This is a genomic window from Psychrobacter fjordensis, assembly GCF_904845995.1.
GTDB classification, from domain to species: domain Bacteria; phylum Pseudomonadota; class Gammaproteobacteria; order Pseudomonadales; family Moraxellaceae; genus Psychrobacter; species Psychrobacter fjordensis.
The window spans coordinates 1,839,367-1,865,657 of the sequence record NZ_CAJGYP010000001.1 but is presented as its reverse complement, the minus strand read 5'-3'; the positions used below and the strand labels follow the sequence as shown (position 1 = coordinate 1,865,657).

At 41.4% G+C, this 26,291-nt stretch carries 21 protein-coding genes; 8 read left to right on the top strand and 13 right to left on the bottom strand.

Annotation, left to right across the window (positions count from 1 at the left end; all coding sequences use genetic code 11):
• Positions 1–139: 139 nt before the first annotated feature.
• The 5 genes from JMW61_RS07910 to JMW61_RS07890 form a co-directional block, all read right to left on the bottom strand.
• Positions 140–1,024, bottom strand: coding sequence for a DUF2971 domain-containing protein (locus JMW61_RS07910; protein ID WP_201550199.1), 885 nt, complete (start codon positions 1,022–1,024; stop codon positions 140–142).
• Between the two features lie 443 nt (positions 1,025–1,467).
• The gene (gene tkt, locus JMW61_RS07905) at positions 1,468–3,465 is read right to left on the bottom strand and encodes a transketolase (RefSeq protein ID WP_201550198.1); all 1,998 of its coding nucleotides are present in this window, start codon (positions 3,463–3,465) and stop codon (positions 1,468–1,470) included.
• Positions 3,466–3,558: 93 nt separating this feature from the next.
• A complete protein-coding gene (locus JMW61_RS07900) occupies positions 3,559–3,939 on the bottom strand; it encodes a hypothetical protein (RefSeq protein ID WP_197102864.1) in 381 nt (126 codons plus the stop codon).
• Positions 3,940–3,952: 13 nt separating this feature from the next.
• The gene (gene serS, locus JMW61_RS07895) at positions 3,953–5,239 is read right to left on the bottom strand and encodes a serine--tRNA ligase (protein ID WP_201550197.1); all 1,287 of its coding nucleotides are present in this window, start codon (positions 5,237–5,239) and stop codon (positions 3,953–3,955) included.
• A gap of 17 nt (positions 5,240–5,256) precedes the next feature.
• Positions 5,257–5,448 carry a hypothetical protein gene (locus JMW61_RS07890; protein WP_201550196.1) on the bottom strand — a complete coding sequence of 64 codons (192 nt, stop codon included), beginning with the start codon at positions 5,446–5,448 and terminating at the stop codon, positions 5,257–5,259.
• A 233-nt stretch (positions 5,449–5,681) separates the two neighbouring features.
• Between JMW61_RS07890 and JMW61_RS07885 the strand changes: the two genes are divergently transcribed.
• Both JMW61_RS07885 and JMW61_RS07880 read left to right on the top strand, forming a co-directional pair.
• Positions 5,682–6,341 carry a YcxB family protein gene (locus tag JMW61_RS07885; RefSeq protein WP_201550195.1) on the top strand — a complete coding sequence of 220 codons (660 nt, stop codon included), beginning with the start codon at positions 5,682–5,684 and terminating at the stop codon, positions 6,339–6,341.
• Positions 6,342–6,571: 230 nt separating this feature from the next.
• Positions 6,572–7,051, top strand: a complete 480-nt coding sequence (locus tag JMW61_RS07880; protein ID WP_110923124.1) for a Dps family protein — start codon at positions 6,572–6,574, stop codon at positions 7,049–7,051.
• A 94-nt stretch (positions 7,052–7,145) separates the two neighbouring features.
• Here JMW61_RS07880 and JMW61_RS07875 read toward each other — a convergent pair whose 3' ends face one another.
• From JMW61_RS07875 to JMW61_RS07865, 3 genes are all read right to left on the bottom strand, one after another.
• Entirely contained in the window at positions 7,146–7,829 is a 684-nt protein-coding gene (locus JMW61_RS07875; protein ID WP_201550194.1) for a DUF2057 family protein, read from the bottom strand.
• Between the two features lie 56 nt (positions 7,830–7,885).
• Positions 7,886–8,689: a DnaA regulatory inactivator Hda gene (gene hda, locus JMW61_RS07870; RefSeq protein ID WP_110923126.1), complete on the bottom strand. Its 804-nt coding sequence runs from the start codon at positions 8,687–8,689 to the stop codon at positions 7,886–7,888.
• Between the two features lie 329 nt (positions 8,690–9,018).
• Positions 9,019–10,125 carry an AI-2E family transporter gene (locus JMW61_RS07865; RefSeq protein WP_201550193.1) on the bottom strand — a complete coding sequence of 369 codons (1,107 nt, stop codon included), beginning with the start codon at positions 10,123–10,125 and terminating at the stop codon, positions 9,019–9,021.
• Positions 10,126–10,465: 340 nt separating this feature from the next.
• Here JMW61_RS07865 and purM point away from each other — a divergent pair, with 340 nt between their 5' ends.
• The gene (purM, locus tag JMW61_RS07860) at positions 10,466–11,515 is read left to right on the top strand and encodes a phosphoribosylformylglycinamidine cyclo-ligase (RefSeq protein WP_201550192.1); all 1,050 of its coding nucleotides are present in this window, start codon (positions 10,466–10,468) and stop codon (positions 11,513–11,515) included.
• Positions 11,515–12,225, top strand: a complete 711-nt coding sequence (purN, locus tag JMW61_RS07855; RefSeq protein WP_201550191.1) for a phosphoribosylglycinamide formyltransferase — start codon at positions 11,515–11,517, stop codon at positions 12,223–12,225. The genes purM and purN overlap by 1 nt, the downstream gene beginning before the upstream one ends.
• 147 nt (positions 12,226–12,372) lie before the next feature.
• Here purN and JMW61_RS07850 read toward each other — a convergent pair whose 3' ends face one another.
• Both JMW61_RS07850 and JMW61_RS07845 read right to left on the bottom strand, forming a co-directional pair.
• Positions 12,373–13,746: an NAD-dependent succinate-semialdehyde dehydrogenase gene (locus tag JMW61_RS07850; RefSeq protein WP_201550190.1), complete on the bottom strand. Its 1,374-nt coding sequence runs from the start codon at positions 13,744–13,746 to the stop codon at positions 12,373–12,375.
• A gap of 321 nt (positions 13,747–14,067) precedes the next feature.
• Positions 14,068–15,057 carry a LysR family transcriptional regulator gene (locus JMW61_RS07845; protein WP_110923131.1) on the bottom strand — a complete coding sequence of 330 codons (990 nt, stop codon included), beginning with the start codon at positions 15,055–15,057 and terminating at the stop codon, positions 14,068–14,070.
• A gap of 754 nt (positions 15,058–15,811) precedes the next feature.
• On the opposite strand from JMW61_RS07845, the gene JMW61_RS07840 reads away from it, so the two are divergent.
• On the top strand, positions 15,812–17,398 hold the full coding sequence (locus JMW61_RS07840) for an isocitrate lyase (RefSeq protein WP_201550189.1): 1,587 nt from the start codon (positions 15,812–15,814) through the stop codon (positions 17,396–17,398).
• Positions 17,399–17,682: 284 nt separating this feature from the next.
• On the opposite strand, the gene JMW61_RS07835 is transcribed toward JMW61_RS07840, so the two are convergent.
• A complete protein-coding gene (locus JMW61_RS07835; RefSeq protein WP_201550188.1) occupies positions 17,683–18,894 on the bottom strand; it encodes a DUF4349 domain-containing protein in 1,212 nt (403 codons plus the stop codon).
• A gap of 530 nt (positions 18,895–19,424) precedes the next feature.
• Between JMW61_RS07835 and JMW61_RS07830 the strand changes: the two genes are divergently transcribed.
• Complete coding sequence (locus JMW61_RS07830) at positions 19,425–21,068, top strand: CYTH and CHAD domain-containing protein (RefSeq protein WP_201550187.1); 1,644 nt, start codon at positions 19,425–19,427, stop codon at positions 21,066–21,068.
• A gap of 258 nt (positions 21,069–21,326) precedes the next feature.
• On the opposite strand, the gene JMW61_RS07825 is transcribed toward JMW61_RS07830, so the two are convergent.
• Positions 21,327–21,842 (bottom strand): L,D-transpeptidase, encoded by a 516-nt coding sequence (locus JMW61_RS07825; protein WP_201550186.1) that lies wholly within the window; start codon positions 21,840–21,842, stop codon positions 21,327–21,329.
• Between the two features lie 205 nt (positions 21,843–22,047).
• On the opposite strand from JMW61_RS07825, the gene JMW61_RS07820 reads away from it, so the two are divergent.
• Positions 22,048–23,310: a hypothetical protein gene (locus tag JMW61_RS07820; RefSeq protein ID WP_201550185.1), complete on the top strand. Its 1,263-nt coding sequence runs from the start codon at positions 22,048–22,050 to the stop codon at positions 23,308–23,310.
• A 139-nt stretch (positions 23,311–23,449) separates the two neighbouring features.
• Here JMW61_RS07820 and JMW61_RS07815 read toward each other — a convergent pair whose 3' ends face one another.
• A complete protein-coding gene (locus tag JMW61_RS07815) occupies positions 23,450–24,688 on the bottom strand; it encodes an argininosuccinate synthase (protein ID WP_201550184.1) in 1,239 nt (412 codons plus the stop codon).
• A gap of 393 nt (positions 24,689–25,081) precedes the next feature.
• On the opposite strand from JMW61_RS07815, the gene pyrC reads away from it, so the two are divergent.
• A complete protein-coding gene (pyrC, locus tag JMW61_RS07810) occupies positions 25,082–26,152 on the top strand; it encodes a dihydroorotase (protein WP_201550183.1) in 1,071 nt (356 codons plus the stop codon).
• Positions 26,153–26,291 lie beyond the last annotated feature (139 nt).

The following is a 26,291-nucleotide window of genomic DNA, read 5'->3' as shown; positions in this document are numbered from 1 at the left end:
ATATTCTTTGCTCGGCAGGCTGGTTATAAGCTTTTTGTAACCTACTAATGTATTCCTCTATTAATTTATAGCTTATGCTATTGCCAACTCAAATTTTCTCTACTCAAAACTAACCTTAATAACTTCTTACCTACGAGGCTTATATAGATGTAGTAATTATTTCTGTCTTTAATTCTTGATCTGTATCATTCCAAACCAATCGTCTAAATATTATATTAGTATTACTTTTAGTGACTTCACTACAGATATTTTCGATTATATCGTTTGGAGTTTTATCCCCGAATATTACTTCAGAGATAGTAGGCTTTAAACTAACCTTAGAATGGTTAATAATTTCTGAATCAGATGGAATACTATCCTTTAATGCTTTTAGCACTCTCCATTCTTTTTCATATTGCCAATCTTTCGTTTTTTTATAAAAATTTAAAAGCGGAAATTTTTTCAATTCTAAACTAATTGTAACCTTAGGTTTTTCATCAGTGTATACAACAGGATGCAAATTAAGACTTTTTAACCCTGCTCCAACCTCGTATTTTATACATAAACCACCTCTATCGATAGACTCATTATTATTTACATACTTAGCGTAATGAGCCCACATTGGTAGATTAAGAGGTTTTTCCGTAAAACAAGCTATCCTAATTATTTTTCCAAATTTTTCTCTTATATTTTTTGGAACTTCTCCAATAACCTTATAATCACCATTCTCTACCATTTCTACGCATAGTTTTATGTAGTCATCTCTGCTAATATTTTTAGATATCGATTGTATATTTTTTGGCATGTGCTTATCAAAGTACTTCAATACCTCATTTCTGTCTTTATAAAACTCAGAAATAAACCGTCCTTCGTTTGGATCGTTTAGATCTCCCATACCTGCTAGAAATATATTTTCATTCTTCAATTCAAAATTAATTAATCTGTCTATATTATTTATATCTATAGAACGATACCGATATAAATACTGAGGATAGCCACCTTCATATTCTACATTATCATTTGTAAAGTATTTTTTCTCGTTCATAAATTTCGACTCCTGACATAGCAGTACTTGTATATTTTTAATATATACAAGTACTGCTTAACTCAAAAATAAAGGTGATTTAATTACTGTACTTTCTTTATTAACTCTAATATATAAACTTAAGTCCATGTAAAATAAGATATATAAAATATAATAAATTAAAAATCTAAGTGACTTAATTTATCACAAAACAGTCGTCTTAAGACAATTTTTAGCTTTGATTAAGGCAATTATAGTGCTAATGAAATCAACATTGAAAATCATAGGTGAGATGGTCGTTCGAATGATGGAGAACATATAGAAAAGATAATTCGTAATCCGTTGACAAAGCCGATAGGTAATAGCTAAAAGCAGAATTATATCTAAAATTAACGTTTCAATCATAAAAAAAGCCACCAGATTTCTCTAATGGCTTTTTTTAAACACTAACTAAGTTAGATTTATTACACCAAACTATTTACCGCTTCAACCACAGCGTCAGTTGTAATACCAAACTCTTTATACAAATCACTAGCAGGGGCAGATTCACCATAAGTGGTCATACCAATGACTTTGCCATCTAGACCAACGAACTTATACCAGTAATCTACATGCGCGGCTTCGACTGCGACGCGTGCACGGATATTGGCAGGCAATACGGCTTCACGATAGCTAGCATCTTGCTCGACGAAAATCTCAGCACATGGCATAGAGACCACACGGACGCCAACGCCATTTGCGCTCAACGCTTCATATGCTTCCATCGCTAGGCCAACTTCTGAACCAGTGGCGATGATGATAGCTTGTAGCTCACCCTGCTCTTTCGCAAGTACATAACCACCTTTGGTGATGTTCGCTACTTGCTCGCTGTCACGTGCTTGATGTGGCAAGCTTTGACGGCTAAAGATTAACGCTGATGGGTTGTTTTCAGACTTGATTGCTTCTACCCAAGCGCTTGCAGATTCAGTCGCATCACACGGACGCCATGTGCGTAGATTTGGCGTAGTACGTAGGCTAGTCAATTGCTCAACTGGCTGATGCGTTGGGCCATCTTCACCTAGACCGATAGAGTCATGCGTATAGACATGGATGACGCGCTGCTTCATGAGTGCGCCCATGCGTACCGCGTTACGTGCGTATTCCATAAACATCAGGAAGGTCGCTACGTAAGGGATAAAGCCGCCATGCAATGCGATACCATTGGCAATCGCGGTCATACCGAACTCGCGCACGCCATAATAGATATAGTTGCCGTCAGCGTCTTTTTCGATGCCTTTAGCGCCTTTGAATAGCGTCAGGTTCGAGCCAGCTAGATCCGCTGAACCGCCTAGCAATTCTGGTAATAATGGCTGTAAGGTATTGATAGCGTTTTGACTGGCTTTACGGCTAGCAACATCGCCGCCCGCTTCTTGCGTTTGCTGAATATAGGCTTGTGCTTGGCTATCAAAGTCAGCAGGCAAATCACCATTTAGACGGCGTAACAACTCAGATGCCAGTTCAGGATAGGCTTTCTTATAAGCGTCAAAGTCCGCATCCCAGTTTTTCTGTTGTACGTCACCTTTGGCTTTAGCATCCCACGCTTCATAGATTTCATCATCTAATTCAAATGGAGCATGCTTCCAAGACAGTGCATCACGAGTCAAGGCGATTTCGTCATCACCCAATGGTGCGCCATGACTGGCTGCTAGACCTTGTTTGTTCGGGCTACCAGCACCGATCGTGGTTTTGCAAATCAGAAGACTTGGTTTAGCAGTCTCTTTAAGCGCTTGTTCAGTTGCTTGCGTGATTGCTTCAGCATCATGACCATCTACTTTGATAACTTGCCAGCCGTAAGACTCAAAACGCGCTTGCGTATCATCAGTGAACCAACCTTCGACATTACCATCGATAGAGATGCCATTGTCATCATAGAAGAAGACTAACTTGCCAAGACCTAACGTGCCAGCCAATGAGCACACTTCATGACTGATACCTTCCATCAAGCAACCATCACCTAAAAACGCGTAGGTGTTATGGTCAACGATGTTATGGCCATCACGATTGAACTGTGCCGCTAAAGTTTTTTCAGCGATAGCAAAACCAACGGCATTAGCAATACCTTGACCTAGTGGACCAGTAGTTGTCTCAACACCTGGTGTGTAGCCAAGCTCAGGGTGACCTGGCGTTTTTGAATGCAATTGGCGGAAACCTTTCAGATCATCGATGCTCAAATCATAACCAGATAAATGCAGCAATGAGTAAATAAGCATTGAGCCATGGCCGTTCGATAAGACAAAGCGGTCACGGTTATGCCACTGTGGATCGGTTGGGTTGTGCTTCAAAAACTTGCGCCACAGAACTTCAGCAATATCAGCCATGCCCATCGGAGCACCTGGATGACCAGAGTTGGCTTTTTGTACCGCGTCAAACGACAGTACACGGATGGCATTGGCTAATTTACGTTCGCTAATTGGAGCTGGCATAGAGTGTCCTAAGATTAAAGGAGAGTTTATTTGATTGAAAAAAGTTATTGAACTAAATTTGCTTAGATACTGAAATAGATGGCTCATTATAAACTAAGTGGCAACAATTTTCCCTGTTACCCCTAGTCCAGAACTTGATCGGGTCACATAATAAAAAATCAACTGATCGTTAACGACTTCAATATGATGTTTCTCAAATTCTTGATAGCAAACATACTGAAGCCATTTCTCCTCTAGAAAATCTGCTATTTGCTGATGGCTTACATTATGTGCAAAGCTGCAACACAACGTCAGCATACAATTTGCATCATCATGGCGCTCTTGATAAAGAAAGTCGCAACCAAGATTTTTTTCCATACAGCAGAAAAACACATTGGCATCTATTTCAAAGCCTAACAAATCGTCACCACTACTTTGACCATGGATGAGATGTTGTGAGTAATTGAGCAGATCAATTGTAGACAATGTCTTCATAACGTTACTATTATTACAACTCTATTCTTTCAGCACCGCCCATAAACGGACGCAATACTTCTGGAATGGTGATACTGCCATCTGCGTTTTGATGATTTTCCATGACTGCCAGTAGCGTACGACCAACTGCCAAACCTGAACCATTTAGCGTGTGTGCTAGGCTGGTTTGCTTGCCATCTTTGACACGTGTGCCCATGCGGCGTGCTTGGAAATCACCACAGTTAGAGCAGCTTGAGATTTCACGGTACGTATCTTGGCTCGGTAACCATACTTCGATGTCATAGGTCTTTTGTGCTGCAAAACCCATATCACTCGTACATAACTGAACGGTGCGGTATGGCAGATTAAGCTGCTGCAAGATATATTCAGCTTGTCCAGTCATTGCCTCTAGCAATTCATCAGACTGCTCAGCCGTGGCAATATTGACCATCTCAACTTTTTCGAACTGATGCTGACGGATCAGACCACGAGTATCACGCCCATGAGAGCCCGCTTCACTACGGAAGCAAGGCGTATGCGCGGTGAATTTCAATGGTAGCTCTTTGATATCCAAACGCTCGCCACGTACCAAGTTGGTCATTGGCACTTCGGCGGTAGGAATTAAATAAAAGTCCATGTCTTCATTATTTGTGTGATTTTTCAGCTTAAACAAATCATCTTCAAACTTTGGTAATTGCCCCGTACCTTTGAGGCTGTCTGAATTCACAATATAAGGCACATAGGTCTCAAGATAGCCGTACTTCATAGTATGCGTATTCAGCATAAATTGAATCAGTGCGCGATGCATCTGCGCCAATTGTCCTTTTAACACATTAAAGCGACTACCAGTCAGCTTGGTCGCCGCTTCAAAATCAAGCATGCCAAGTGTCTCGCCAATATAAGTGTGATCTTGAATCTCAAAATCAAACGTACGCGGCGCGCCCCACTTGCGCACTTCTACATTATCATCTTCTGATGTACCCACTGGCACATCCGCTGCTGGAATATTAGGGATTTGCATGCCAGCTTTAGTGATGCGTTCTTGCAAAGTACGCAATTCATCTTCAGCCGCTTTAATTTCACCGCTGATATTCTGCATCTCGGCCAATAGCTCACTGGCATCTTCACCTGATTTTTTCAGAGCGCCCACTTGCTTAGCACCCGCATTACGGCGCGACTGCAACTCTTCAGTTTTGATTTGCAAAGATTTACGTTCGGACTCAACCGTTTGCCAAAAATCCATGTCAAGTGCATAACCACGAGTGGCTAACTGCTGTTGTAAATCGCTTAAATCGCCGCGTAAGAGTTTTGGATCAATCATAATGGTTGCCTGTAACGCTAAAAGTGAGTGAGAATTTTAAAAGTATTATTTTTGAAGGTACCATTTTTAAAGATATTGTCTTTAAAGGTACTGTTTTTAAAGGTGCTGGTTTTATCAAAATAAGTGGTAGCCGCTATAATACCAAGACCCGACAGGTTTGACCATGTTTTGGCGATACTTTCATCCATCACTTTAATGATTAATGGCATGCGATTTTTAACTTGATAACCAGCTCTGAAAATCGACAAACCCTCATAATACGGCTTAATGGCAATAATATGACAACTATCAACATTCATAGCTGCTTATATGTTTCATTTGAGAGCGCTTTTCGGTAAGATAAGTCCATACCTTTTTTCCACTTTCAGCCAAGTGCCGTATAGCTACTTCACTTTGGCGATTTAAACCCAACACTTTTAACACAAGTATTTGAGAAACCTTTATGGCCTTGTACCCCTATACGCTACAACCTGTTGCCTTAAACCTTACTGAGGCAGAATTTCATCAAGCACAATACGAGCTATTTTCTAGTGCCAGCCCTTCTTTTGGTCTAAAAAGCATCAAAACGAAAGAGTGGATTATTATGGCAGTAGTCGTGGTATTAGCGATTGCAGGGTTGGTCTTTGTAACAGGCTACTCAACCATTATTTTTTGGTTGATGTTGGTTTCAGTGGTGGTTTACTTACTGGTTCGTACCCTTGGTTTTAAATGGTATGTCAAAAGAGAATTCGAAAAACAAGTTGCCGACCAAGAAATGCCAGATGAAATGCGCCAGATGAAACTGGGTGTACAAAAACATGGCTTAGTGATGGCAATGCCCGTCAATCAACCTGATTTGATGAAAAACTCGCAAATGCGTGGTATGCAAATGCGCGCGAGCAATACTCAACAAGCGGTTATCCCATGGTCTGCGGTCAAAAGCTGGGATGAAACTGATGACTACATCTTTATCATGTTTGAAATGAAAGGTCAGCAAGGCAGTCAAATTGTGCCTAAACGTCTGCAAGCACAGAAATTTCCAATCGACACAGTGCGTCAGCATTTAGAAGAGTTCGTTGCAGTCAAAGGATTAAATCCTGAGAACTTACAACCACCGGCATAAAGCATTAAATAGCTCTTTATTGCTCATTCATTGAACGATAAAGGGTTTAGCTATTTTGATAAACCAATCGCATTATTGTATTTATTAAACTTAACTTGTCGATGATGCTTTGTTATTATAATAGGTATCAGAAGAAAGATAGTAGAAGCACTGGATTATATAAATAAGTTAAAGTTATAACTTTCTTCATTTAATCTTTACATCAACACTCACACTATAAGGATAATATCATGAGTAATAATGAGACTAACCAAATCGGTCTAGAAAGAGCAGACATGAGCGAAGTCATTGCTAAGTTAAACGGTCTATTATCAAGCTACCATATGTTTTACATTAATGTACGCGGCTATCACTGGAACGTTAAAGGTGAGCACTTCTTCACTTTACATCCAAAGTTTGAAGAGCTGTATACTTCACTACAAATACAAATTGATGAAATCGCTGAACGTATTCTAACGTTAGGTGGCACGCCATTGCATGCTTACAGCGACTTTGCTCAACACACAAGCATTAGCGAAGATAAGAATGTCAAAGACGGCACGACCTGTGTTAAAGGCGTGGTCAAAGGCTTACAAGAGCTTATCGAAGAACAGCGTCAAGTATCTACTCTAGCAGCAGATAGCGAAGACCAAGGGTCAGCTGATCTTGTCGACGCCTATGTACAAGAGCAAGAGAAGTTAGTATGGATGTACAATGCATTTTTAGGCTAATAACAGCCAGACCAAAATGAGATAATGTACAGACAATAAAAAAGCACCTAATTAGGTGCTCTTTTATCGTCTGTACATTTACAAAAACGATAATTTATTTTTGAATCCACTGACTCATTTTTTCACGCTCAGCAGGTGTGGCTTGTAGCCAGATTTGCATAAATTGATCTAAATTACTGTTAGATGAATTTATGCTTGTCGTTTGCTGTACAGTACCTTGGCTCGCTACCGCTGGCTGATCCAATGATGCAATCGCACGCTGATTTTGTAATTCAGCATCACCAGAACCGCTGAACACACCACCTAGCGCTTTGCCCAAACCTGAAAACAACCCACCTTGATTATTACCTGTACTTTGCTGACTGGCAATAATAGTGTTGTTCTGCTGTACGGCAAGCGTTGGCTGCTTGGCATATTCTCTAGCCGCTTTATACTCTTCTGGTTGACTTGGCATAGTCAAACGATAGGTTTGATTATCAGCCAATTGTGCTATCACACTGACGTTACCTGAACGCAAATAGTCATGCTCATCACGAGGTAGATTATATAGACGATCATACTTAGCAGTGATAGCATGTTGTCCAGGCTGTAGTGTGAACTTTTTTGTCAGCGGCTGAAACGCACTCTGCTGAATTTCCTGCCCATTAATCGCAGTGACCTTAATATAGTCATCAACTAGCAGAGTGACCTCTGCCTGCGACAGCGTAGAGAAAGAGCTAGCACCAATAAGTAACGTACCGATAGTCATTTTTTTTAGCAAAGAAGCATTGAGTTTCATAAGTGATTCCATTAATAGTAAAAACGTTTTGGATAAAAATATTCGTATTTTTAGGGCTAAAAGTCGAATGGCATAGTATGTTGATCTTGATCTGCAGCGTCATGATCTACTTGCGTCTCTTGCGCAATATCAGCTAGCTCTGCCGCTAGTGTCTGTTCATCAATAGTACGTAATGCATCACTTATGACTGCTTTGGATATATTGTTGCGGCCAAGATTGGAAAACATTGGCTGAATATAGTTGAGCACGTCCATCATCGCCCCGATACGGTGCGGTCCTTCCGTAAGCAAATAGTCAATAATTCGATCATCAAACTGCCAGCCACGTCGACGCAAGATAGACTGCAATAATGCCTGACGATCTGCCAGATCATGACCATTCGGTACTTTGAACGTAGGCGCTTGTGCCAAACGGGTCAATAAGTCTCTCAGCTGAAAAGGTAAATCATCAGCAGGTTTATTGGCTGCAAACAATAACTGGCGCTGACCTTCACGACTACGATTAATCAAATGGAATAAAGCTTCTTGCCACTGACTGCTTTGCTCAAGGACTTCTAAATCGTCGATTGCGATCAGATCAAAGTTCTCTAAAGATGAAAGCACGTGGACATCGGCATGAATCAACTCGTTGAGTGACAAACAGATTGCGGATTTGTCCATCTCAATAAACGACTCACAGATTGCTGATAGCAAATGAGACTTACCAGTAGCAGGACTACCAAATAGATACAGCTGTCCTATCAGGCCGACATGTAACTGCCGCACTGCATCAATAATCGACATCCAACCAGGACCGGCAAAGTCGCTTAGACTTGCATCATGCTTAATGTCCAGATTGAGACTTAGCTGTGCTTCTGCCATGAATCATCAACTCGTTTTGCGTAATACAATGGAAAATAGGAGGCGTAACGGTCGTAGAACTGACTTTACTGTGTTCAATACGACTTAATACAAACTTGCGGTATTGGTCTGCCATATTCTTGGCTATGGACATATCGTCGAACTGCTATTATCAAAATGGCTTTTGCCAACGAATAACCACTGATACCATCAACACTGCGCCTATATATAACATATTTGCAAAATGACTGACAAGTCTTTTACCTATTAAGCCTTATCAATCACCTTTCATCTCTCTCATAATTCTACTGCCAATTTATGATAAACACGTTAATTTGACAGTAAATTATCTAATCCTTTTCAAACAAAGCCAGTTGCTTACGACCTTTATAAAAATCAGTCGAACGATAGTAAGCGTATAAATGGCGGAACAATACATTAAGCACCGCTGAGACAGGCAAGGCTATCAACATACCAACGAAACCTAACAGGCTTGCCCCTGCCAATACCGAAAAAATAACCCATAGCGGTGATAGACCAATCTTATCACCTAATAGCAACGGCTGCAGTACATAACCCTCAGCGGCCTGCCCAACCAAAAATGCACCAGCGATTAATGACAGATAAGTCCAGTCTAGTCCAAACTGAAATAGGCATGCGGTAATGGCAGCGATGAAACCGATACCAAACCCCAAATAAGGAACAAAGCTAGCAACACCCGCAACCATACCAATGATAAGTCCAAGCTCAAGACCAATGAGCTGCAACTGCACCGCATAAATCATACCCAACAGCACCATCACCAATAACTGACCTTTAATAAAAGCCATCAATGCACGATCACACTCTTTGGCAATCTGAACAAATTTTTCATTATAAGCCGTTGGAACCGCTATTTTCCAAGTATGTAAACGCTGATCCCAATTGAATAAGAAATAAAAGGTCAGAATAGGCACTAATACGATGAGTCCTGCATTATTAATAAAGCTCATACTTGAGGCAATAATATGGCTCATCATCGTGCTGGCATCTTCAAACTTATAATTCGTTTGCATGTAATCGACTAGCGTCTCAGAAAACCCTTTTGACTCCAGCTCAGGCAAACTAATACGGCTATTATTAACAAACCATTCTCGCACCACTTGGTTATACCAGTTCAACACTTTGGGTAAGTAGTCCCACGCCGCTTGTAACTGATTCCACAATGTCGGTATCAACCACCATAGCAGCAGTACCATTCCTAAAGTAATGGTCGAATAGACAATGATAATCGCTATCCAGCGTTTGATATATTTCGATAGACGTTTGACCAGCGGATTGAATAGATAAGCGAGTACAAAGGCAAAGACAAACGGTATAATGACTGGCATCATTAAATACAATAAAAAGGCAACCACCACCATAGCAACGACGATAAATAAGCGTCGAAAAAAGAGGTCGATTGGTTGGTTCATCATAACAAGTTATCCTAGGCGTAGGCTGATTTAAGGTTGCGATATGATTGCTTTGAAATAAGTGTTATTGAGTAACAACACATTAATAGCAAACAGTTATTGACAGTAGATTTAGATTTCCATTATCGCAGAGTACCGTTAAAAATCAGTCATTTTTTGTTTCTTGACGCTTTATTTGCCACTTAAAGCAAGTCTTCACTAAATATCAGCCAAATATCCACAAGTTGCTTTGCGAGTGTGGGTCGTTTTTGGGTATAATGCGCCCACTATATTCAGAATTAACACGACCAACTCGCTTTTCTACCGATAGACCTTCATTCCCTATAAAATTTGTGAGATGACCATGAGTAACAAGCCTTCTTTAAGCTACAAAGATGCCGGCGTTGATATTGATGCAGGCGATGCGTTGGTTCAACGTATTAAATCAGTGGCAAAAGCCACCTCTCGTCCTGAGGTTGTGGGCGGACTTGGCGGTTTTGGCGCGCTTTGTCGTATTCCGACCGGTTACACCTCACCTTTATTGGTTTCGGGCACTGACGGCGTCGGTACCAAGCTTAAACTGGCCTTGCAACTGAATCGTCATGACACTATCGGTATTGATTTGGTCGCTATGTGCGTCAATGACTTATTAGTTTGCGGTGCTGAGCCATTATTCTTCTTAGATTACTACGCAACAGGCAAGCTCGATGTTGACGTAGCAGCGACTGTCGTCACTGGTATTGGCGAAGGTTGTAAATTATCAAACTGTGCGCTCATCGGTGGCGAGACAGCTGAAATGCCAGGCATGTATCAAGATGACGATTATGATCTAGCTGGATTCTGTGTGGGCGTGGTTGAAGAAGCAGAAGTGATCACTGGTGAAAATGTCGCAGAAGGTGATGTACTGATTGCACTAGCATCAAGTGGCGCGCATTCAAACGGCTATTCATTAGTTCGTAAAGTCATCGAAGTGAGTGGCGTTGATGTCACCACTAGCGATGCACAATTAGATGGTCAGCCTATTCAAGACGCACTCATGGCCCCTACTCGTATCTATGTTAAAGCCATCAAAGCTTTGCAAGATACCCTTGGTAGTTCAGCCCTTCATGCGATGTCACATATCACAGGTGGTGGCTTAACAGATAACTTACCGCGTGTATTGCCTGAAACGCTAGCCGCTAGCATCGATACCAATAGCTGGCAGTTTTCAGAACTATTCACTTGGTTACAAACCCAAGGTAACATCGAGCAGAGTGAAATGTACCGCACCTTTAACTGCGGTGTTGGCTTCGTGATTGTAGTGCCTAAAGATAAAGCTGAAGCGGCTATCAACACATTGAATGACGCTGGCGAAAAAGCATGGCAGTTAGGCGAAATGGTCAGTCGTGAAGCGGATGCAGTGGTGTACCGTTAATGCTAGCCAATAATACCAGTCACGCCAACAAGCCATTACGCATTGCCGTTCTGGTATCAGGCAGTGGTAGCAATTTGCAAGTATTGATCGATGCCATGCAAGCTGGCGCACTACCGATTGAAATAGTAGGTGTCATCAGCAATCGTGATGACGCTTATGCCATCACACGTGCCGATGATGCTAATATTCCAGTCGCGGTACTGTCACACGTGGCTAACGGCAAACGCATGGGTATCAAAACTTTTGAAACTCATGCAAATGCACAGCTTGTTGAATGGCAACCTGATTTAATAGTGTTAGCCGGTTTTATGCGTGTGTTAAGTGGCCCATTTATCGACAATGCGCCAGCGCCTATGATTAACTTGCACCCTTCTCTATTGCCTGTTTACAAGGGACTTGATACCCATCAAAGAGCTATTCAAGCCGGTGAGCGTCACCATGGCTGTAGTATTCATGTTGTCACTGCTAAGCTCGATGCAGGCGCTGTTTTGACTCAAGCGCTGCTAGAGATCAACCAAACAGAGACGGCTAATAGTTTACAAGCACGTGTACAAAAACTTGAGCATAAATTGCTACCTTGGACAATTTTGCTATTAGCAAATAAAGTATTATCACTTGATACTAGCAATGGAACCAGTAATGAAGCCTGTAATAAAACTAAGGCAAATTACTTGCCAGCCTTGCCATTACAGCTGTTTATAAACACGTAAAAGTTTCAGCTTATCAAATTTCATGTTTTACCGTTCTATTTGATGCAATAAAAAGCCCAGTCACTCATGATGAGTAACTAGGCTTTTTTTATTCAATGGTCATCTAATGACGACCATATCAATATCTAGTAGTAATATCAACCGCCATTAAAAAACATGCACGGCCTTGATGTTTACAAACTCTTTGATACCAAAACCGCCATGCTCACGACCATAGCCTGAGTTTTTGACACCACCAAATGGCAATGCAGGATTGGCTAGACCGTAACCATTGATATAGACCATACCAGTGTCAAACTCCTCACGTGCTAGACGTACCGCTTTGTCTGTATCTTTTGAGAAGATTGCACCGCCTAGACCATAGCGACTGTCGTTAGCGATACGTAAGGCATCGTCTTGGTCTTTTGCGCGAATGAGCGAGGCTACTGGTCCGAATAACTCATCATCATACGCAGGTTGACCTTTCTCAACGTTTTCTAAAATAGTGGCTGGATAAAAGCTGCCTTTGCTATCAGGAACTTTACCACCAACAGCAATCGTTGCACCTTTAGCCACGCTTTGCTCTACTTGCTCATGTAACTGCTCTTGTAGATCTTTACGAGCCAATGGTCCGATATCTGAGCTATCATCCATAGGATCGCCATATTTCGCACCTTCAAACTTCTCAACAATACGCTTGCGAAATTCGTCGTATACGCTATCTACTACAATGAAGCGTTTTGCGGCGACACAAGTTTCACCGTTATTGATTAGGCGTGCTTGTGTACAAGTTTCTACTGCTATGTCTAAATCAGCATCTTCTAATACGATGAAAGCATCGTTTGAGCCAAGCTCTAACACAGCTTTTTTGATTGCTTTGGCGGCTTGCTGTCCAACGATGACACCTGCTTTATCGCTACCAGTTAGTGTGACACCGCGTACTTTGTCGTTGTTGATTAATTCTTCTGACTGATCATGACCAATGATAATAGTACGGAAAAGATCATTTGGCAGTTCAGACTCATGAAGTATTTTTTCAATTAGCAAACCAGAGCCTGTTACATTAGAAGCGTGTTTTAGCAGGATACTATTGCCTGCCATCAAGTTAGCAATGGTATAGCGGAATACTTGATACGCTGGGAAGTTCCAAGGCTGCATACCATAAATGATACCAATAGGTTGATAGCTGACCAATCCTTTTCTCATGCCCTCAATGTCACGTACGTCATCAGCTAGTGATTCAACACCGTTTTCAGCAGTATAATCACAGATTGCCTTACACAGATCAATCTCCTCTAAACTTTGGCTGTATAGCTTACCGCGCTCTTCTGTCATCAGCTTAGCCAGCTCTTCTTTATACTCAATCAGTTTGTCGCCGATAGACTTAATCGCCCGGCCACGCTCTTCATGGCTAACAGTGCGCCATGCTAAAAATGCTTCATGTGAGGCATTAACAATTTTATTAACTTCGTCCACGCTCATGTAATCGTAATTTTTAATCTCTTCGCCCGTGGTTGGGTTGATAGTAGTAATATCTGACATGTTATTGTCCTTGTTATTAGAATTTATATAGTTGGGGTTATTGGCACTTATCATTATTTTTCTGTCACGGTTTTTAATTATGAAATCTACATCAATATCAAAAACGATAGGTAGGTTGTTTTCTATCTGCCGTTATCTTAACAAGCTATTTGGCTAAGAGTTTTACAATATATTGTGAAGTGTGTGGAAGATGTTAAGAGTGTGACTGATATATTAAGTACAGCTAAACATCATATATAAATCATTAATCGCTAGAACATAAAAAAACCAGCCCTGCGGCTGGTTTAATTAAAAATTTATCTGTCTTAGAAAATAATCAATTTAAAATAGATGGTTCATCACAGGTATTTCCTGCGGTGGGTTTTCTTCTTCGTCAACGATTTGACGCGCCACATGCATGATAAGTTGGCGTAACCAGCGATGGGCTGGATGATGTTGCAATAACGGTGACCACGCCATTGTTAGCTCAAACTCAGGAATGAAGAATGGTGGTTCTTCCATTTTGATACTGTCGTTATTTGCCTGCATTTTTGCCACACGGGTTGGCAACGTTGCTACCAAATCTTTGTTAGCAGCAAGCATGGCTGGCATTTGATAATGACGAGTAAAGACACTGATCTGACGTTTTTGTCCTAAACGTTGTAGCGCTTGATCGATAGAACCTAAGCCACCAGACTTCTCTGGATTGACACCGAAGCCGACACCCATACCTGTTTTTGATACCCAAACATGCTGCGCTTTTAGATAGTTCTTTAAGTTAAAACGATTGGCATAAGGGCTGTCAGAAGACAGCAGGCAACTAAAAGTATCACGCCACACCAACACTTGGTGAAAGCTCTGTGGTATCTCATTAAAGCGGTTAATCGCTAAATCAACGCGCCCCTGCTCCATATCACGATAAGAGACGTCCGATGGTGTCAAGAAATCCAAGATAACATTGGGTGCTTCTGAGCGTAGGGCTTTGACCAGTTTAGGAACTAGCGTCGCTTCCGCATAGTCTGACGTCATAATACGAAAGACGCGAGAAGTACTATAAGGACGGAATTCAGTACGTGGCTCTAACACTTGGGTTAAATCTGCCAGTATCTCACGAATACGAGGTTGCAACTCTAAAGCCCGCTCCGTTGGCGTCATACCTTCAGATGATCGAACCAATAGAGGGTCATTAAACAATTTGCGCAGACGGCGCAAAATGTTACTCATCGCAGGTTGGGTAATGCCAAGCTGCTCAGCTGCACGAGTGACATTTTTCTCTCGTAACAACACATCTAGATGTACCAATAAGTTTAAATCTACCCGCTGCAAATTCATATATAGTTCTCTTGGCCTTTGGATAAGTGCCGTTATAAGCTTGGCATTTTTGGTGCTGTTCTAACAATTTATGGTCTATAGCAGTGTAATTCTGCTACTTTTTATCTGATTTCATGCGATATCTGCTAAGTATAACCCAAACTGTCTAACGTAAGGTACTGTTATATATGAATTATAACTAAAGAAAATACCCAAGATAATAATCATAAATTAGATAAATCTTGGTAAGGCAGTTATAGTAAGTCTCATAGGATGACTTGTAACGCAAACGATACAGCTTAGTTTTATAGACTGGCTACATTCATTTGACCGACACAATTATATAGTATATTGATGGTCTTTATCGGTAGCATCATACGATGAATTGATTGCTTAAAAGACCGTTATAGTCATTAGACAATGACTAAATCTATCGCACAAACTGTTTATTATTGTAACATTTCTTACTGCCGATAATGACATGGCCATTCAATAAAGAACGCAAGTGCTTTAGAAATATATGAATAAGCTCAGCAACCTTTTATACATTGCCCATTGTTTTTTCACTACCAAGTTCTAGTAATTCTCTTGTATTAGTGACTAAGTTTGTTTAGGGTAAATAAGGCTTTAACTGATAGCTTGTAATTCTGTCTGACCTTATGAGATGTCAATAGCACTAATATAAAGTCTAAATGTATACCTTTTCAGTCATACACAATTGTCATTATTTTAGCACTTAACTTATTTGTTTTTACACCCCACCAAGGAGACATAGATGTCAACTGCATATAAATCAGCGATCGACTTAGTACGTGAATTGAAGCAAAAACACGGTAACTGGCAGAATATCAGCGAAACCGATGCGGCACGTATGATGTCACAAAACCGTTTTAAAACGGGCTTGGATATCGCAAAATATACTGCAAAAATCATGCGTCAAGACATGGAAGACTATGACAATGATACGTCTCAGTACACACAGTCTCTAGGTGCATGGCATGGTTTTGTTGCACAACAAACTATGTACGCTAAAAAGAAATATTTTGGCACTACTTCTAAAACTTATATCTACTTATCAGGTTGGATGGTTGCAGCCCTACGCTCTGAGTTTGGTCCACTACCTGACCAATCTATGCACGAAAAAACGTCAGTACCTAAGCTAATCGAAGAAATCTATACTTTCCTACGTCAAGCCGATGCTAAAGTATTGAACGATTACTTCCGTGAGCTAAATGCTGCTGAAGAAGCTGGTCAAGATACTTCAGCTATCGTAGAAAAAATCGAAAACTTTGATTCACATGTTGTGCCAATCATTGCTGATATCGATGCAGGTTTCGGTAACGAAGAAGCCACTTACCTATTGACTAAGCAAATGATCGAAGCTGGTGCTTGTGCCATTCAGGTTGAAAACCAAGTATCTGATGCTAAGCAATGTGGTCACCAAGCTGGTAAAGTAACTGTACCGCACGAAGACTTCATCTCTAAACTAAACGCTATCCGTTATGCATTCCTAGAGCTTGGTGTTGAAGACGGCGTTATCGTTGCTCGTACTGACTCTGAAGGCGCATCACTGACGCAAAAAATCCCAGTATCAAATGAGCCAGGCGATTTGGCTTCTAAATACATCGACTTCATCGAAATGGAAGAAGTGACTTTAGAAAACGCTCAAGAAAACGACAGCTTGCTTAAGCACAACGGCAAACTAGTACGTCCAGTTCGTCTGCAAAATGGCCTATATCAGTTCCGCGAAGACACAAACATTGACCGCGTTGTACTTGACTGTGTGACCGCTCTAGAAAACGGTGCCGATCTACTATGGATTGAGACACCAACGCCAGACGTAGAACACATCAAAATGATGGTTGACCGTATTAAAGAGCAACAGCCTAAAGCGAAGCTTGTATACAACAACAGCCCATCATTCAACTGGACGCTTAACTTCCGTAAGCAAGTTATCGCTCAGTGGGAAGAAGAAGGCAAAGACCTCTCTGCATACAATAAAGATGACTTGATGAGTGCTGATTACGACGGTACTGAGCTTGATGCAGCAGCTGACGTAGCCGCTAAGAACTTCCAACGTGATGCGTCACGTGAAGCGGGTGTATTCCATCACTTAATCACCCTACCGACTTATCACACGACTGCACTTAGCGTTCATGAACTTGCTAAAGGCTACTTCGGTGAAGAAGGCATGCTTGCTTATGCAGCTGGCGTACAACGTAAAGAAATCCGTGAAGGCATCGCTTGTGTTAAGCACCAAGCAATGGCGGGTTCTGACCTAGGCGATGATCACAAAGAAATCTTCTCTGGTGACAACGCACTTAAAGCTGGCGGCGGCAAGAACACAATGAACCAGTTCTAATAACCGACTCTCTATAAATAATTGCTAAAAAAGCCGCCCTACATAATGTAGGGCGGCTTTTTTATGGCTGTTTATTGATACTCTGTCATTGTGAGCTTTTTAAGCTTCAATTCTAGGGCGTGTCCTCATTTTAAAAATGATGATAAGAATGAGATAAGTTGTCGTCAAACGAGGAAAATAGCGCAGATAATATCAGGATATTAACCAGCTATTTGACGACTTTTGGCAAAATTTAGCTATTTTTAGCTCATTTAGAGGACACTCGTTTGAATTGAGAACACGCCCTAATGCTTAGCATCCTTGCTATCAGTCTCTTTAGCACTGTCGGTATTATCACCTACCTGATTGCTCTTTATACCCTCTGAATGATGGACGTCTTGGTTTTCACCCATCAGATTACGTCGTAAGTGTTCTACACGAGGGCTGTGTTTAAAAAACTTACGATAGATCGCTTTTATCATTCTATAAATGAGATAAAAAACACCACCAAGCACCACTAGCCACCACAATTGTATAATGCCAAGTGCAAATGACCTGAGCATACTCCAACCATCTTTGAATGATTTGTTGACTTCGGTGCCAAAACTCGGCCGCTCAGCATCTATCAAAACGTCTAGGTTTTGCGTGGTTTCTTTATAACTGACATCTGGCTGCATAAAGCTCAGATTGATGGTGCTATATTTAACCTTATCGGCGATATCCATTTGCTCAAGCTTTGCCAATTCTTTTTGGCGACGTGCTGCATAAGTAGCGGTGATAGCATCGACATTACTACCCTGATCTTTATCATTTTTACTATCGAGACGCTCTTGACTGAGCTCATCCGCCATATCGCTATTCAACTGACTTGCCAGCTGCTCACGATAAATATCTAAAGTAACGTCTTGTGCCGTGAACTCCTGACCATTCAAAAAAGCCACTTGCTGCTGCATTTGCTCCAAGAACTTATTGACGTTGACCCGAGGAACCCGAACCGTCATTTCAGCTTGGCGATTATAGGTTGTGATTGTAATATTTTTATCACCTTGGACAAAGGTTCTATCGCTACGTGGATAGTTGCTAATATTACTGAGCGCCACATAGCCACCCTGCTGCCGTGTCAATGTCTCAATAGCAGCGCTACTCTTGACCACGTCTTTGACAGTAAAGTTTGCACTGGCATTGATTAGCAGCTCTTTACCTTGTATCTGGATATTAGCGGCCTGACTAGCAAGTGTCTGCTCACTACTCTCTGATAAACTCTCAACCGTAAGCTCATTGGCTTGATTGTCAGCCTCTGATTCTAGCTCTGCAACAGCTGATTGTTCAGACATCACGGTATTTATATCAGCACTAACGTCTTGTTCATTCACATAATCGCTTGGCTCTTCTGAGGCACTTTCTGCATATTCCTCAGATTGACTACAGCCACTCATTAGTAATACAGACCCGAGCATTACCGTAGCTATAGATAATGACAAACGATTGGGTGGTAATGATGTTTTAAGCTTACTCATCATAGAATCCTGCTGCTGATCAAAACTAACCTGTTTTTTCAAAAGACGGCTTTCAGATACCATAAAGATTTTTCTCATATTAAATATACTTTTGTTCAATATTTTCTCAATTATAGCGACAATAAAACAAAAGTGTATTTTTTATAGAAAAAACACCTAGGGTGTGTCATCAATTAGATTGTGAGGCTTAAAATGAGAAAAATTGTAGATAAACAAGGAAGGAATTACCGTTAATATGAATATATTGACAAAATTACTGACGATGTTTAGCAAAATTTGGCCATTTTAAGGCCACTAAATGTATTAATGTGCTAATTGATGACACGCCCTAGGCAGTTCTATAGAATATTACTTGTTATTAAATGATAGCTTTCATACGATAGAGTTGATTCAATCTAAAAAAGCACAAAGTAGCCGAGTACAGATGTGTAGTACGTTCACTCGACTTCCTTGTATCCAAATTATATTGAACTAGCTATAGATTGACTAAAGTACTCACTTAACGTTTATTAAAATAATAGGGAGCCACCATGCAAGAGATAGAGTTGAAGTTTTTGGTGCCAGAACCACGGCTAAAAGGCTTGATGCGTCAAGCTCAAGTCAAATCCTCACAGCTGACGCAACTGGCTGCCCATTATTACGATACGCCCGATCAACAGTTGGCACAGGCAGGTATTGGCTTGCGGATTCGTAAAGAAGGCGATTCGTGGGTACAGACCATCAAAGCTGGCGGCGATGGTATTGCAGCGCGCTTAGAGCACAATGCGGTGTTAGATAACGAACAAGTACAAGCAATGCTCGATACCAACTCCCTCATGCCTGATTTGACCATTTATAAAGACACACCAATCGCTCCTGCATTGTCTGACTTTAAGCTCAAAAAGCTGGCAAAAACACTGACACGATTGTATATCACTGATGTACAGCGCACCACTCGATTGCTAGTAGAAGACAGTAGCGATCAAGTAGACAATCAAATAAACAATAGCATTGAGATAGCCTACGATCATGGAGAGATTATTCATAGTAATGATGATGCTCAGCGAGAAGTCATCCAAGAGATAGAATTCGAGCTGATATCAGGAGATTTAGATTTTCTATTCATGACAGCCAAAACTTGGTGTCAGCGCTACAAGCTATGCTTATCTACTGTGACCAAAGCTGAACGTGGTGGGTTACTCATCAACGGACAAAATCATAGCCCAGCAGTTAGTGCGGATCTTAGCCAGCTAAACATCAATAAAAAAACTAGCATGCCTGCTTTTGTGAGGGCTGCCGTACATAACTGTCTACTGCAAATACTACCGAACAGCAGTGCTATCGTGGCGGGTAGTACTGACAGTGACCACATATTACAATCACAGATAGGCATTCGCCGCCTGCTAGCTGCCCTAGATGCGTTTACTAGCTTCTCTGATGAAATCAATCCTGATTGGCAGCCAATACTAAACCAAACGGCCACCTTTATTGATGATTATCAGGAGCTGGATTACCTAGCAAATCATATCGATCCTAAGCTGCAAGAATATGGCGCGCCTGAGACTAACTGGACGATGGATATTGACGCTCTCAAAACCAAGCCTATTGATGCCATTAGCATCCCTGATTTTCAGCTGACCTTATTAGAACTCATTGCTTTTACCATGAGTGATCCAAGCCTTGAGCCTCAAAACAACAAGCCTGCTACCGATAAAATCTTGAAGATCCTATCCAAACAATATGAAAAGCTGCTCCATACTGATGAAGAGCTTGGTGAGGGAAACAATGTTGAAAGCGATAGTATGGATTTAGAAGACATTGATTTAAAAAACATTGATTTAGAAGATATTGATTTAGAAAGTACGAACTCAAACCTTGATACTGATGACCAAGCAGACTTTGAATTGCATCAGCTAAAAGATTTGCGTTACATCACTGAGTTTTGTGCACCTCTATTAAGTAAGAAAGGGTCTAAAAAACGCACCGAACGCCAGCTAAAATTTTTGCTCAAAGCTCAAAAATCATTAGAGAAATATCATGGTTATGCACAATATCAACAGCATTATCAGTTAAAATCAGCTGTAGATAATAATGCATTATATGGTGCAGGTTGGTTTGCAGCCGTACTCAAAAATGACACGAAACACAGCGATAAATGCTTGGCCAAAGTTAGAGATCGTTCGATATTTTGGTAAAACATTCATCGTAAAATAGCAAAAACGTAGAATAAAAAAGACAGCTCGCTCTATGAGGACTGTCTTTTTTATAATGTCTGATTCAAGAAAATTACGATAGATGATTTAATCAATATATTTGTATTATCATTCTGTTTCATCCATTTATACCATAGTCGGTTCAATATAGTTTGGATACAAGGAAGACGAGTGAAAGTACTACAAATAGTAGACTAAGCGAGACTGACACAGTATCCAATTTATAGAGGATTGACTATACTATTCAGCTGTAATAGTCACAAACGTACCCGCGTTTACCTGCTCAAATAGCTGAATGATATCCGCATTACGCATACGTATACAACCATGCGAAAATGGTGCGCCCATTGGCTCGGTATCCGGTGTGCCATGTATATAGATATAACGCTGGTAAGTATCACAACCACCTTGGCTATTGAAGCCTTTGTTCACGCCTTCTTCCAGACCACTTAGCCAAAGGATACGGCTCAATATCCAATCGCGCTCAGGATGAGACTTACCGAGTTCCGCACTATATATCTCGCCTGTGTGCACACGGCCTATAAACACAGCGTTGCTAGGGACACTACCCCCTATTTTTTCAGCAATGACATGTTTGCCAAGCGGTGTACAGCCACTATCTTGCTGACTGCCAATGCCATTTTTAGCAGTCGATACCGAGTATCGTGATATTTCTTTATTCTGCTGGTGTACCGTTAGATGTTGCTGAGCGATGTTAATAACTATCTGTATATCAAGATTATTGCTGTTTTTCATAAATGCTTCCAACTATCAGTCATTCGTAAAAATACCGTTAGGGCAATTAGGACATATTAAACTTCCAACTAGGTCACTCACAGTGACTATATTCGGATTATTCAACACATCCTCGTAAAATGATTGAAAATTTCTATTATCAAGGGATTGTATCAAGGCATTGGGCACCGTAATATAGGGGCACACTTTTTGATGCTAGCAGATTATGACGACTATTTCACCGACACGTGTGTCGATGTATGATTTTCTATATCAAGATACCATACCGATGGTGTCATTATTGGCAGATGCCGCAAAGCTTTCATTACCACAAGCCCGCTTAGCAATGGATGCCAGTTTGCAGGCAATTATTAGTGCCCTTCTCGCTTACCAACAGCGTTACGATGCTCAGGCAGTGAGTAAAAAACTGTTTGGGCGTGGTGCTGTCAAAGAACTCCGTCAATACAACTCTATGAACTTTGCGACCATTAGTGCGACGTTATATCATCGTCACGATGCGGCAGATGCCATATTCTCTGATAATGCTCGGGTCATAAAAGCGAGCGATCGTATCGCCAGTCAAATTGACGCAACGACGCAACAAGTCCAAATTTTACTGACCTCTTTATGTGTGGTTGTGCTCCGTGAGCTGGCTATATTGGCAGAATACAGTCAACTTGATAATAACGAGATTAACAAATGGTTTGCGCTACAACCACAATTTTTGTCATTAGCTCGTTTCGCAGCCAGTGAACCAGAAACGCTATCAGCTGAACCGTCTAACAAAAACAACGAAGCGCCCGCGATAGCAGCCGAAAATACGGTAGATACAGGAACAGAAAGTCCATCAGATGTTGGCTTATTAAGCACTGAACAGCTCTCAAATAACCCACCACCTTTCGATCCTTACTGGTACGAACTGACGGCATTCAAACCTGAAAACTATGAACCTGTGCAAGACATGCAGATGGCCACAGGTAACTATCTAAAAGCCATTGGCCGCTCACCTGACAACTTGCAACAAGGGCGTCATAATGACATGCTGGTGTTTGCAGAAATGCATGATATTGCATTGCCACATCAACGTTGGTTATTACAACTCGCAAAAATATCAGATATCTATCTCAGTCGCAATCGACTGCGCGTAAATTCTGAACCTGCTACCCCGCCCAAGCCACCTTTGGTTAGCTTGGGACTCATCGGTGGCAATAGCGACAACACGCCCGCAACGATCAGTGAAAAACCGATTGAATACGAAGCCGCCACGCCGCTTTGGAAAAACCCCGTCATTATCATTATCATTTTGGTCATTAGTATACTGGGTGGATTGGCAACCCTCAAATATCAGATGCAAAAGTCTGACGGTGCTATGTTGGCAACAGAAGAAGTACTACTAGAACAAAAGACTCTCGAAGAACGCCAGCAGCAGGATGTTGCAATCGTGATGGTAGACGATGAAGATGTTGCGGAAACGGCAGAAGCTGAGTAGAAAAGAGCAGTGATTTAAATGCAATTGTTGTCATAAGTATTTAATCACAAACTATCAGCAATAAAAAAGAGGCCCTATATCTAAGGCCTCTTTTTTGTGCGATTTAATTTTCTAATTGATTACGAATAATCTGACAATCTTACTTAGATAAATCGCGACCACGGCTGGCTTCGATAGCTAGACGTAGACCATTAAGACGGATAAAGCCTTCTGCATCTTTTTGATCATAAGCGCCTGCATCATCTTCAAAAGTTGCGATCTTTTCGTCAAATAACGAATCATCAGACTTACGTCCAACCACGCTCACCGCACCTTTATATAGCTTCACACGAACCGTGCCGTTGACGTATTCTTGTGATTTGTCAATCAACGCTTGCAACATCATACGCTCAGGACTGAACCAGTAGCCGTTGTAGATAGTTTTAGCATAGCGTGGCATTAGCTCATCTTTTAGATGCGCGGCTTCACGGTCTAAGGTCAATGACTCAATACCGCGATGCGCTTTTAGCATAATCGTACCCGCTGGCGTCTCATAGCAACCACGTGACTTCATGCCAACATAACGGTTTTCTACGATATCTAGACGTCCGATACCATGCTTACCGCCAATCTCATTAAGCTTGATCATGATTTCGAAAGGCTTGAGTGCTTCGCCATCGATAGCAACGATGTCGCCTTTTTGATACTCTAGCTCTAGATATTGTGCTTCGTCAGGTGCTTCTTCTGGGCTAACTGACCAGCGCCACATATCATCTTCTGCTTCAGCATATGGATCTTCTAAGATTCCGCCTTCATAGGAGATATGTAGCAGGTTAGCATCCATTGAGTATGGAGATTTTTTCTTGTTACCCGCATAATCAATCGCAATATTGTGCTCTTTCGCATAGTCCATCAAGCTTTCACGGCTAGACAAATCCCACTCACGCCAAGGGGCAATGGTCACTACGTCTGGTGACAAGGCGACCGCACCCAGCTCAAAACGTACTTGGTCATTACCTTTACCAGTAGCACCATGGCTAATGGCATCAGCATTATGTTCTTTAGCAATCTCAACCAAACGCTTGGCGATTAGCGGGCGTGCGATAGAAGTACCGAGCAAATACTCGCCTTCATAGATAGCATTGGCACGGAACATTGGGAATACATAGTCACGAGCAAACTCTTCGCGCAAGTCTTCGATATGGATATGTTTGATACCCATGGCTTCTGCTTTAGCGCGTGCTGGCTCAACTTCTTCGCCTTGACCGATATCTGCAGTGAAGGTAATAACCTCTGCATCATAAGTCTCTTGCAGCCACTTAGCGATGATTGAGGTATCAAGACCACCTGAATATGCCAATACGATTTTATTAATATTTTTCGGATCAAGTTGAGCCATGAATAACTCCTATTATGAGAATTTAATTGTGGTAAAAGCGCTAAGATTCAATCGAAAGATAAACTACTGACTCAGTGTACATCATATTTACTATAGGCAAAAGTACCACTGCCATAAGGAGTAAGCTTTTGGTTGAATGGTGGGCCAATGAATATAAGCTATCTCTATGAGATTGTTATCTAATCATGATAAACCAAGCCATTTTATACATCCAAAAATCATTACTCTCCATAGAATGGTAGCAGAACAATCAAAACCTTCTACAGTACGACCAATGAATTATGTACAGAGCGTTAGTCGCATATTTAGTCAAGTGGGCAAATCTGTTATGATAGCCACATAACACCACTCCGTTTTATTCCCATATATGACGACACAGAGCGCTACGACATTATGACTGATTCGATTAGAGAATTGACCATCCTTCAACCAGACGACTGGCATATCCACTTACGTGATAGCACAGCATTGAGTACGACAGTACCGCATGCCGCAAATAGCTTTAATCGTGTGATTTGCATGCCAAACCTAGTACCGCCCGTCAAGAATGTCGACGATGCACGTGCATACCGCGCGCGTATCATGTCGCATCTAGAAACTAGTAGCTTGAGCACAGAGCGCAAAACGGCGTTCGACCCCCGTATGACCTTATATCTGACGGATAAAACGACTGCACAAGACATCGAAATGGCAGCAAAATCAGGTATCGTACAGGCCGTTAAGCTCTATCCTGCTGGAGCAACCACCAACTCTGCTGACGGCGTCACCAATATCAATGCTTGTGTTGATGTCTTTGAAGCACTAGAAAAATACGACTTGCCCTTATTAATACATGGTGAAGTCACTCAAGATCATATTGATATTTTCGATCGTGAAAAGCGCTTTTTAGATGAAGTGTTGGCACAGATTATCGTAAAGTTCCCTACTTTGAAAATTGTAGTCGAGCATATCACTACCAGTGACGCTGCGGACTTTGTATTGGCTCAAGGCAATCACGTTGCCGCCACTATCACCCCGCAGCATTTGATGTTTAACCGTAATCATTTATTGGTCGGTGGTATCAAACCGCACTTTTATTGCTTACCTATTTTAAAGCGTGAAAGCCATCAAAAAGTACTATTAGATGTCGCGACCAGCGGCAATCCAAAGTTCTTCTTAGGTACCGACTCTGCTCCACATGCGACGGATAAAAAAGAAGCTGCTTGTGGCTGTGCTGGTTGTTATAGTGCTGCGACTGCCTTGCCACTGTATGCCACTGCCTTTGATAGCGTTGGCAAAATAGACAAGCTAGAAGGTTTTGCCAGTCGTTTTGGTGCCCAGTTCTACGGCATGCCACTGAATGAGAGTACGATTACGCTTGTCAATACGCCTATGCAAGTGCCTATCGCTTATCCTTACTTCGATGGCAGCTCTCTTACCCCGCTTATGGCAGGTGAAACGCTACCATGGTCTCTTAGAGACTAGAGCACGCTAAGGTATGTCATCATTTAGATTGTAAAACTTAAGAGTACTGAGTGCTAAGTGAACCAATTGATGACGTGCCTGACATAAAGCCCTCTATATTTTATTCTATAATATCTGTCATATCCCTATCTTAGGCGGT

What these genes read in the sequence shown, in the direction of transcription:
- JMW61_RS07830 (WP_201550187.1), top strand. Translation starts at nt 19,425, where the DNA reads ATGCAAGAGATAGAGTTGAAGTTTTTGGTGCCAGAACCACGGCTAAAA.
- JMW61_RS07865 (WP_201550193.1), bottom strand. Translation starts at nt 10,125, where the DNA reads ATGATGAACCAACCAATCGACCTCTTTTTTCGACGCTTATTTATCGTC.
- JMW61_RS07815 (WP_201550184.1), bottom strand. Translation starts at nt 24,688, where the DNA reads ATGGCTCAACTTGATCCGAAAAATATTAATAAAATCGTATTGGCATAT.
- JMW61_RS07850 (WP_201550190.1), bottom strand. Translation starts at nt 13,746, where the DNA reads ATGTCAGATATTACTACTATCAACCCAACCACGGGCGAAGAGATTAAA.
- JMW61_RS07835 (WP_201550188.1), bottom strand. Translation starts at nt 18,894, where the DNA reads ATGAGTAAGCTTAAAACATCATTACCACCCAATCGTTTGTCATTATCT.
- pyrC (WP_201550183.1), top strand. Translation starts at nt 25,082, where the DNA reads ATGACTGATTCGATTAGAGAATTGACCATCCTTCAACCAGACGACTGG.
- JMW61_RS07900 (WP_197102864.1), bottom strand. Translation starts at nt 3,939, where the DNA reads ATGAAGACATTGTCTACAATTGATCTGCTCAATTACTCACAACATCTC.
- tkt (WP_201550198.1), bottom strand. Translation starts at nt 3,465, where the DNA reads ATGCCAGCTCCAATTAGCGAACGTAAATTAGCCAATGCCATCCGTGTA.
- JMW61_RS07880 (WP_110923124.1), top strand. Translation starts at nt 6,572, where the DNA reads ATGAGTAATAATGAGACTAACCAAATCGGTCTAGAAAGAGCAGACATG.
- hda (WP_110923126.1), bottom strand. Translation starts at nt 8,689, where the DNA reads ATGGCAGAAGCACAGCTAAGTCTCAATCTGGACATTAAGCATGATGCA.
- JMW61_RS07910 (WP_201550199.1), bottom strand. Translation starts at nt 1,024, where the DNA reads ATGAACGAGAAAAAATACTTTACAAATGATAATGTAGAATATGAAGGT.
- JMW61_RS07820 (WP_201550185.1), top strand. Translation starts at nt 22,048, where the DNA reads ATGACGACTATTTCACCGACACGTGTGTCGATGTATGATTTTCTATAT.
- JMW61_RS07890 (WP_201550196.1), bottom strand. Translation starts at nt 5,448, where the DNA reads ATGCCATTAATCATTAAAGTGATGGATGAAAGTATCGCCAAAACATGG.
- JMW61_RS07845 (WP_110923131.1), bottom strand. Translation starts at nt 15,057, where the DNA reads ATGAATTTGCAGCGGGTAGATTTAAACTTATTGGTACATCTAGATGTG.
- purM (WP_201550192.1), top strand. Translation starts at nt 10,466, where the DNA reads ATGAGTAACAAGCCTTCTTTAAGCTACAAAGATGCCGGCGTTGATATT.
- JMW61_RS07885 (WP_201550195.1), top strand. Translation starts at nt 5,682, where the DNA reads ATGGCCTTGTACCCCTATACGCTACAACCTGTTGCCTTAAACCTTACT.
- JMW61_RS07875 (WP_201550194.1), bottom strand. Translation starts at nt 7,829, where the DNA reads ATGAAACTCAATGCTTCTTTGCTAAAAAAAATGACTATCGGTACGTTA.
- purN (WP_201550191.1), top strand. Translation starts at nt 11,515, where the DNA reads ATGCTAGCCAATAATACCAGTCACGCCAACAAGCCATTACGCATTGCC.
- JMW61_RS07825 (WP_201550186.1), bottom strand. Translation starts at nt 21,842, where the DNA reads ATGAAAAACAGCAATAATCTTGATATACAGATAGTTATTAACATCGCT.
- JMW61_RS07840 (WP_201550189.1), top strand. Translation starts at nt 15,812, where the DNA reads ATGTCAACTGCATATAAATCAGCGATCGACTTAGTACGTGAATTGAAG.
- serS (WP_201550197.1), bottom strand. Translation starts at nt 5,239, where the DNA reads ATGATTGATCCAAAACTCTTACGCGGCGATTTAAGCGATTTACAACAG.